6 protein-coding genes are annotated in these 8,066 nt (G+C 62.4%); all 6 read left to right on the top strand.

From position 1 onward, the window contains the following. A partial coding sequence (locus JNM42_RS06150; RefSeq protein ID WP_294267720.1) for a hypothetical protein occupies positions 1 to 381 on the top strand: 381 nt, incomplete at its 5' end. Beyond that, on the top strand, positions 371 to 1,444 hold the full coding sequence (locus tag JNM42_RS06155; protein ID WP_294267722.1) for a patatin-like phospholipase family protein: 1,074 nt from the start codon (positions 371 to 373) through the stop codon (positions 1,442 to 1,444). The genes JNM42_RS06150 and JNM42_RS06155, both read left to right, overlap by 11 nt. A gap of 2 nt (positions 1,445 to 1,446) precedes the next feature. Then, complete coding sequence (locus JNM42_RS06160; protein ID WP_294267724.1) at positions 1,447 to 2,898, top strand: GntP family permease; 1,452 nt, start codon at positions 1,447 to 1,449, stop codon at positions 2,896 to 2,898. 343 nt (positions 2,899 to 3,241) lie between these two features. Continuing rightward, positions 3,242 to 5,392, top strand: a complete 2,151-nt coding sequence (locus JNM42_RS06165) for an alkyl sulfatase dimerization domain-containing protein (RefSeq protein ID WP_294267726.1) — start codon at positions 3,242 to 3,244, stop codon at positions 5,390 to 5,392. A gap of 147 nt (positions 5,393 to 5,539) precedes the next feature. Further along, positions 5,540 to 7,021: a DUF3300 domain-containing protein gene (locus tag JNM42_RS06170; RefSeq protein ID WP_294267728.1), complete on the top strand. Its 1,482-nt coding sequence runs from the start codon at positions 5,540 to 5,542 to the stop codon at positions 7,019 to 7,021. 25 nt (positions 7,022 to 7,046) lie between these two features. Further along, complete coding sequence (locus tag JNM42_RS06175; protein ID WP_294267730.1) at positions 7,047 to 7,937, top strand: DUF2950 domain-containing protein; 891 nt, start codon at positions 7,047 to 7,049, stop codon at positions 7,935 to 7,937. Positions 7,938 to 8,066 lie beyond the last annotated feature (129 nt).

An 8,066-nucleotide genomic window follows, 5' to 3' on the forward strand; every position in this document is an offset into this window, starting at 1 on the left:
CGACAACCCGGAATAATCTACATTAGCCCGAAGTATCCTTGCCTTCAATTGTACGGTCAATGTCGGCATGGCCAGCGCATGAATGCAAAGGTCGTTTTTTCCAGGCACCGCAGTGCCTTTCTTATCCAGAAACCGTCGTCCCGGCGTAAGCCGGGACCCAATTGGTACTCCACAAACCTGGATTCCGGCTTTCGCCTGAATGAGCGCGAAGCCTGGCCTAGGGACACGATGTGGGGCTTTCAGCCACTTGCGATTCCAAAGTCATTCACGCAATCGCCCCGCAAGCATTCGCAACCAGACGCCAGGCGGTTAAAATACGCAGGCCGCTTTCCGCTGTCCGTGTTGAATAACTTTTTGAAACAGGAAAAAAATGAGCGCTGATACTACTGAAATGCACAAGACATCTGTAGCGGCCCGGCCCGGCCCGCGTCGCAAACCCGTGCTGGTTGACCTCGCCCTGCAAGGCGGCGGCTCGCATGGCGCGTTTACCTGGGGCGTGCTCGACCGGCTGCTCGAAGAGACGTGGCTCACTTTTGACGGCATCTCGGGCACCTCGGCGGGCGCCATGAACGCGGCGGTGATGGCCAGCGGCCATGCGCAAGGGGGCGCCGAAGGCGCGCGCATCGCGCTCGCAGAATTCTGGAAGAAGGTATCGGACGCTTCGAAGTTCAGCCCTTTCCGTCGCGGCCCGCTGGAAATACTGAGCGGCCAATGGACGCTCGAATATTCGCCGATGTTTCTTGCCGCCGAACTCGCGGCCCGCGTCTTTTCTCCCTACGACATCAACCCGGCCGGCTACAATCCGCTGCGCCAGCTTCTGACCGAAACGGTCGACTTCGCGGCCCTGGCCAGCTCACCCATCCGGCTGTTCATTACCGCCACCAACGTGCACAGCGGGAAAGGACATGTGTTCCGCAATGCCGATATCACCCCGGATGTCCTGCTCGCCTCCGGCTGCCTGCCGACGATGTTCCAGGCGGTCGAGATCGACGGCGAGTTTTACTGGGACGGCGGTTACTCCGGCAACCCGACGATCACGCCGCTGGTTCGGGAATGCAAATCGCACGACACCATCCTGGTGCAGATCAATCCGATCAATCGCTCCACTGTCCCGCGCTCGGCGCGCGACATCCTCGACCGCTTGAACGAAGTGTCTTTCAACTCGCCGCTGTTAAAGGAACTGCGCATGATCGCCCTGTTGCACAAGGTCGCCGACCCAGGCAAGGGCGAAGGGGCACTGTGGGCCGAGATGCGCATCCACCGCATCGCCACCGACGCGATGGCAGGATTTGGCGCCACGTCCAAGATGATTTCCGAGTGGCCTTTCCTTTGCGAACTACGCGACTACGGGCGAAGCGCGGCCGAATTGTTCCTCGATAATCACGCCAACGAGCTCGGCAAGCAGTCCACGCTCGATCTCGACGCTATGCTGGAGACGCTCTGAGCATGGGTTTATTCGGCATCCTGCTTGGCCTCGGGCTGCTCGTCTGGCTGGCCTTTCGCGGTTGGAGCGTGCTTGGTCTGGCGCCTGTCGCCGCGCTGATCGCTGCGGCTTTCTCGGGCGATCCGCTGCTCGCCAACTGGACGCAGACCTTCATGGGTTCGGCGGCCGGCTTCATCGCGCAGTTTTTTCCGCTGTTCCTGCTCGGTGCGCTGTTTGGCAAGCTGATGGACGACACCGGATCGGTCACCGCCATTGCGAATTTCATGACCGACAAGCTCGGGCCAAGCCGTTCAATACTGGCCGTGGTACTGGCCGGTGCGCTCGTCACCTACGGCGGTGTCAGCCTGTTCGTCGCCATGTTCGTCATCGCGCCGATGGGCCAGGCCCTGTTCCGCGCCGCCGAGATCCCCAACCGGCTGTTGCCTGCAGCGGTGATGCTGGGCACCACCACCTTTACCATGTCGGCACTGCCGGGCTCGCCAGCGATCCAGAACGCGATCCCGATGCCCTTCTTCGGCACCACCCCGTTCGCTGCGCCGGGGCTGGGCTTCATTGCGGCGGGCATCATGCTCGGCTTCGGGCTGTGGTGGCTGGCGCGCGGCGAGGCAGCCGCGCGCAGGACCGGCGAAGGTTTCTCCGGCGCGCCGGCAGCGGCGTCGAGCGCGGCGCACGATCCGCTGGTACGCGAGCGTGCCACCGTGGCCCGTGAGTTCGACCCGGCCGAGATCGAGCACGGCGCTCACAGCTTGCACCTGCCGGGCATCGGCGTCGCCCTGTTGCCGCTGATCGTCGTCATGCTGGTCAACCTGACGATGTCGCTGCTGGTGCTGCCGCGTCTCGACACCGCTTACCTGGCCGAACTGCGCTGGGGCGAAACCTCGCTGAGCAGCGTCGGCGGCGTGTGGTCGGTGATCGTCGCGCTGGCGGCGGCAATCCTCGTGCTGTTCGTCTTCAATCGAAGCCGTCTGCCGGCGCTGCGCGAAACGGTGGACGCCGGCCTCAATGCCTCGGTACTGCCGGTGATGAGCGTAGCCAGCCTAGTCGGCTTTGGCGCGGTGGTCGCCGCACTGCCCGCTTTCGAAATGGTACGCGACTGGGTGCTCGGGATCGACGGCGGCCCGCTGGTCGGGCTGGCTTTGGCCACCAACGTGTTGTCGGCACTCACCGGGTCGGCATCCGGCGGACTGACCATCGCGCTCGGCGCGCTCGGCGAAACCTACATGCAACTCGCGGCAACCTACGGCATCGACCCGGCGCTGATGCACCGCGTGGCGGTGATCGGTGCCGGTTCACTCGACAGCCTGCCGCATAACGGCGCCGTCGTGACCCTGCTTGCCGTCTGCGGCGCAACGCACAAAGAAAGTTATTTCGACATCGTGATGGTCGGCATTGTTGGCGCCCTGCTCGCGCTCGTTGCGGTCATTGCCCTGGGATCCGCCTTCGGTTCGTTTTGACATTGTCGGGCTCGATGTGACGCGGTCGTAACTGTAGCGCCAAGGCGATCTTCCCCTGAATTTTGGCGAGCGAATGGCTCGCCTTCGAGCAACCTTTTCGCTGCTCAGCGGATCCTTTTTTTACCTCTTGTCCTTGGCATCGCGCGCTTGCCATGAATGCCATTGGCGAAAACTTTTTTCGGCATGCAAGACAAAAAAAACGGGTAATATTCCGCCTTCGGCCTATCCCGGTCGAGGGTACTAAAAACAGTAACCGATCGCCCAGGAAGACTTAAGCCGATAAGTTGATGCTTCAATAGGCTTGTCCATACAGCTTTGATCAACCAAAACAGGAGCACACCCAATGAAATTTACAGTCAGTACCAGGATAGCCCTAACCCTCGCCCTCGTCTTTGCCACTGCTGCCCACCCGGTTCTCGCTGAAGGCGAGAGTAGCGGTGCGGCAAAAACCGGTGCCCCGGCGCTGGCACAAGGCGCGGCGGTGGGCAACCCGCCGGCGCAGGTGAAGCATTTCGACCCCAAGGGAACTTTGCCGTCGACCTTCACGCTCGAACTGCGCAAGGGCCTCTCCGCCACGCTGCCGTTCGCCGACAAGCGTGACTTCGACGAAGCGAAGAAAGGCTTCATCGCCGAGCCACCCTACAAGCAGATCAAGGCCGATGCTGGCCACGTGGCCTGGGATATGGGCAGCTATCAGTGGCTGCTGGAGGGCAAGGACTTCCAGAGCATCCACCCGTCGCTGCAGCGCCAGGCCGTACTCAACATGGCCTACGGTCTCTATGAGGTCGTCCCTGGCAGGATCTACCAGGTACGCGGCTTTGATCTGGCCAACATCAGCTTCATCAAGGGCGATACCGGCTGGATCGTCTTCGACCCGCTGACGGCCAAAGAAACCGCCCGCGCCGCACTTGAACTCATCAACGAGAAGCTCGGCAAGCGCCCGGTCGTCGGCGTCGTGTACTCGCACTCGCACATCGACCACTTCGGCGGCGTGCGCGGCGTGGTCGATGAGGCCGACGTAGCAAGCGGCAAGGTCAAGATCATCGCCCCCGAGGGCTTCCTCCATGAGGCGATTTCCGAGAACGTCTTTTCGGGCAACGCCATGTCGCGCCGCACACAGTACTCGTACGCCGTGTTGCTGCCACGTGACCCGCACGGCCACGCAGACCAGTCGATCGGCAAGAACGTGGCCAATGGCAACGTCGGGTTAATCCCGCCCAACCTCATCATCAGCAAGGACTTCGAGGAAGTGACGCTCGACGGCGTCAAGATGGTATTCCAGAACACCCCCGACACCGAAGCGCCAGTCGAGATGAACACCTGGTTCCCGCAGTTCAAGGCCTTCTGGGCGGCGGAAAACATCACCGGCACCATACACAACATCTACACGCCGCGCGGCGCGCCAGTGCGCAATGCGCTGAATTGGTCGAAGCAGATCAACAACGCGCTGTGGAAATTCGGCCAGGAAGCCGAAGTGATGTTCGCCTCGCATAGCTGGCCGCGCTGGGGCAATGCGCGCATCCAGGAAGTGATGCGCGTCCAGCGCGACACCTACGCCAACCTGAACAACCAGTCGCTGCATTACGCCAACCTCGGCGTGACGGTCAACGAGATCCAGAACGTGTACAAGCTTCCCGACAGCCTGTGGAAGCAGTGGCCCGCACACAGCTACCACGGCTCGGAGCAGCACAACAGTCGCGGTGTCATCAATCGCTTCCTCGGCTACTGGGACGGCAACCCGGCGACCATCGTGCCGCTCTCGCCGAAGGATTCGGCGCCACTGTACGTCGAGATGATGGGTGGCTCGAGCAAGATCATGGCCAAGGGCAAGCAACTGATCGCCCAGGGCAAATACCGCGAGGCCACGGAAATCCTGAATCGCCTGGTCTTCGCCGAACCGCGCAACCAGCCGGCCAAGGATCTGCTGGCCGATGCCTTCGAGCAACTCGGTTACCAGAAGGAGAGCCCGACCCTGCGCAACATCTACCTGCAAGGGGCTTATGAACTGCGCAACGGGCTGCCTGGCGGCACCCCGGTCAGGACGACCGGGCCCGACGTGATCCGCGCGATGACCACCGAGCAGTGGCTCGACTTCCTTGGCATCAGCATGGACCCGAGGAAGGCCGAGGGCATGCGTTTCACGATCAACCTGGTGACACCCGACAACGGCGAAAAATACCTGATCGAGTTGAGCAACGCGACGCTGACCAACATCAAGGGCGAACAGGCGGCGAAGCCGGATCTGACGATCACGCTGAATCGCAGCGACCTCAATCAAGTGATGATGGGCGCCAGTACCTTCGACGACCTAATCAATGTCGGCAAGGCAAAGTTCGAGGGCGACCGCAAGCCATTCGACCAGTTGCGCAGCCTGATGGTGGTGTTCCGTCCGAACTTCGAGATATTGCCGGGCACGGCGCCGATATCACCTTCAACTGGCGGGAAGCCTTTCGAAGTGCCCGAGCTGTTGCCACCGAACTCTGCGGGCGACTGATCGCAACATAACCACGGGGTGTGGCGGGCGCAGTTTATGGCCCGCCAAGGAACCCTGTGCAGTGCTGGATTGAGCTGACCCGGTTTCTCTCCCACAATGCGCAAGTCATCGGGTCTTTCCCCCTATCGCCGAAGAGGAGCCCAATTAATGCAATCGATCCTGCGCGGCGCCGCCGCGTTATTTGCTGCAGTGCTCCTGCTGTTTGCGGCACAGGCCGGTGCCGCAGACCCTCCCAAATTCAATGCCGAGCAACTCGACCAGATGGTGGCGCCGATCGCTCTTTTTCCCGACGCGCTGCTGTCGCAGGTGCTGATGGCATCGACCTATCCGAAAGATGTTGCGGAAGCTGCCGACTGGGCATTCGCCAACCGCAGCCTGAAGGGTGACGAGGCAGTGAAAGCGGTACAGGACAAGCCGTGGGATCCCAGCGTGCAGTCGCTGGTCGCCTTCCCGCAAGTACTGGCGATGCTCGGCGAAAAGCCCGAATGGGTTCAGGATCTCGGCGACGCTTTCCTGGCGCAACCTGACGATGTCATGGATTCCGTGCAGTTCCTGCGTGCCAAGGCCAAGGGTGCCGGCAACCTGAGCTCCAACGAGCAACAGATCGTCACCGTTGAAGCCGCACCGCCGGCACGGCAAACCATCGTCGCCACGGCACCGCCCCCGCCGTCACAGATCATCGTCATCGCACCGGCCAATCCGCAGGTCATTTTCGTGCCCATATATAACCCGGTCCATGTCTTCGGCCCGTGGTGGCACCCGCTGTTTCCGCCGTTCTTCTTCCCGCCGCCAGTGCGCTGGGGTTTCGGCTGGAACCCGGTGAGCACCGCCATCTGGTGGGGCGTCGGCATCGGCGTGACGAACGCGCTGTGGGGTGGCGTCGATTGGCGACGGCGTAACGTCAATATCAACGTCAATCAGTGGAACAACATCAACGTCAATAACCGCATCAACTCCAATAACCGCAACGTAAACTGGAACCATAATCCCGGCAACCGGCGCGATGTTCCTTATCGCGACGCCACTGTGCGCGATCGCATGCAGCAAAACAGGCCCGGTGATCGTGGCGGCCGTCAGGAGTATCGCGGCCGCGAGGATCAGCGGGCGCAGGCCAGGGCTGCGCTGTCCGATCGCGTCGGCGCCGAGAATCTGGACCGCGAAGCGCTACGCAACATCGACCGCAACCAGATTCCGCAGCGGACACCGGGAGTCGACAGAACATCGGCCGGCGAGCGCGCCGCCGCCATCGACCGCAGTCAGGTTCAGGACCGCGCCGGCAATATCGATCGGGGTCAGGCCCGCGACCGCGCCAGCAATATCGACCGTGGCCAGGCACAGAACCGCGCGGGCAACGTCAACCGTAGCCAGACGCAGAACCGCAACGACAGCGCTGCGCGAACCAATCGCGACAATGCACTGCGCGGCGCCAACGACGGCAGGCAGACACAACAACAGATCGACCGTGGCCGCGCCAGCCAGGCGGCCCAGCGGCACAATACGCTGCAGCGGCAATCCAACGTTACGCCCCCGGCAGGTGGTGGTGGCGCCAAGCGGCACAATGCGCCGCAGCGCCAATCCAATGTTTCGCGCCCCGCAGGCGGTGCCGCCGCCCAGCGGCACAATCGATAACGAGGGGCCGACCATGAAAGGTCCAATGATGAGCAATCGATGGTTGAAGGCCGCAGCCGCGCTGATCTGCGCACTGGCAATGTCAGTGTCGTGGGCCGCCGCCGGGTCGCAAAAGATTTTCGCCTCGCCGGAAATTGCGGCGGAAGCACTGGTGGATAGTCTCGCGCGCAATGACGATGCCGAACTACGGGTGATTCTCGGCGTCGAATACGCGCGCCTGATGTCGCTCGATGACCTGGCGAGCGAGGATCGCCTGGCTTTTCTCGCCGCCTGGGCAAAAGGGCACCGCATCCTGCGCGACAACGACACACTGGCGCGCCTCGAAGTGAGCAGCGGCTGGACCTTGCCGATACCGCTGGTACGCAGCGGCAGCGGCTGGATCTTCGATACTCGGGCGGGAATGGAAGAAATGCGTATCCGCCGCATCGGTCGCAATGAACTGGCCGCGATACAAACCATGTATGCCTACGTCGATGCGCAACGGGAGTACGCCGCGCAGGACCGCAACGGCGACGGCGTCCGCGAATTCGCGCAAAAGATACTGAGTTCACCCGGCAAGCAGGACGGCCTCTACTGGCCAACGGCTGCCGACGAGCCGGAGAGCCCGGCGGGCCCCCTGCTGGAGACGAAAGACCTGAAGGAGGGCTACCACGGCTACCGCTTCAGGATTCTCAAGGCGCAGGGGAAGGCGGCACAGGGCGGCGCCCGCAACTATGTCAAGGGTGGACGCATGACCGAAGGTTTCGCGCTGGTCGGGTGGCCGGCACGCTACGGCGAGACCGGCTTGATGACCTTCGTCGTCAACCAGGACGGTACCGTCTACCAGAAGCATCTGGGCCCCAGAACTGCCGCCATCGCTGGCGCGATGACGCGATTCGACCCCGACGCTTCGTGGACGGCGCTTCCCGCGCCCTGATCGACTGACGCCCGCGCCGGTCATGCCGCTCGACCTCCGAGCGGCTGGTCAATCAATTCTGAAGGCCGGTCAGCAGTAAGCGGCGCGCGCAATCAGCCGATCTACGATGCCAGCGTCGCGTTACAGTCC

It is taken from the genome of Propionivibrio sp., from assembly GCF_016790145.1.
In the GTDB taxonomy this organism is placed as follows: Bacteria; Pseudomonadota; Gammaproteobacteria; order Burkholderiales; family Rhodocyclaceae; genus Propionivibrio.

What these genes read in the sequence shown, in the direction of transcription:
- JNM42_RS06160 (WP_294267724.1), top strand. Translation starts at nt 1,447, where the DNA reads ATGGGTTTATTCGGCATCCTGCTTGGCCTCGGGCTGCTCGTCTGGCTG.
- JNM42_RS06170 (WP_294267728.1), top strand. Translation starts at nt 5,540, where the DNA reads ATGCAATCGATCCTGCGCGGCGCCGCCGCGTTATTTGCTGCAGTGCTC.
- JNM42_RS06165 (WP_294267726.1), top strand. Translation starts at nt 3,242, where the DNA reads ATGAAATTTACAGTCAGTACCAGGATAGCCCTAACCCTCGCCCTCGTC.
- JNM42_RS06175 (WP_294267730.1), top strand. Translation starts at nt 7,047, where the DNA reads ATGATGAGCAATCGATGGTTGAAGGCCGCAGCCGCGCTGATCTGCGCA.
- JNM42_RS06155 (WP_294267722.1), top strand. Translation starts at nt 371, where the DNA reads ATGAGCGCTGATACTACTGAAATGCACAAGACATCTGTAGCGGCCCGG.